This window comes from Testudinibacter sp. 'clade 2' (genome assembly GCF_006227735.1).
Taxonomy (GTDB): domain Bacteria; phylum Pseudomonadota; class Gammaproteobacteria; order Enterobacterales; family Pasteurellaceae; genus Chelonobacter.
On the sequence record NZ_VDHB01000270.1, the window covers coordinates 1 to 670 of the forward strand.

At 34.6% G+C, this 670-nt stretch carries 1 protein-coding gene; it reads right to left on the reverse strand.

All coding sequences use genetic code 11. The annotated features are described in order from the left end of the window. Positions 1-289 (reverse strand): autonomous glycyl radical cofactor GrcA (locus FHQ30_RS13165; RefSeq protein WP_139625211.1); only part of this gene is annotated, 289 nt, incomplete at its 3' end. Between the last annotated feature and the right edge of the window lie 381 nt (positions 290-670).

The window sequence follows — 670 nt, forward strand, 5'->3', positions numbered from 1 at the left end:
TCAATTGCGGATATTTTTCAGGATTCTTGACCGCATCTTCCAACGTTTCACGGCGTAATACGTTGACGTTCAAATGCTGACCGCCTTCTACTTTCACTGTCGGCGCTACGTCAACCGGCAATTCGCGATATTCGATTTGACCTAATTCGTTGATCGCAACCACTTGATCTTCAGCAAAATCGCCTTTGGCACATAAACAACGAGCTTCGCCTTTGTCATTGTCCAGCAACCAGAAAGAGTTTAACAATGCGTCGTTAGCCGCTTGAGTAATTTGAATACCTTTAATCATGATATAGCTCCAATAAATGTGAGGGATTAAGTTAATTGCTCAGAATTTTATCACTATTGTTTAAGTTTTCAAATATTTTTAAGGGGAATTAACCCAGATCAACTGATTATTTTTTTGTCAAATCGATTTATTTGACCTACGTCAAAAAAATGGAAAAATTAACTCTCTTGTATTAACGTTATATTTATTTATTATTTACATAATAATAACATTTATTATTTTAAGTTTAGCGGAAATAGTATTTTGACACCTACTCGTTGGACACAGAGAAAATCGGTATTAGGCTTTTTGCCGATCTTTATTCTATAATTTTGTTTAATGGAATGACCGGAATCAAGATAAGGTAGAAAAATAGTGATGAAAAAATGGACAGAAGCGATT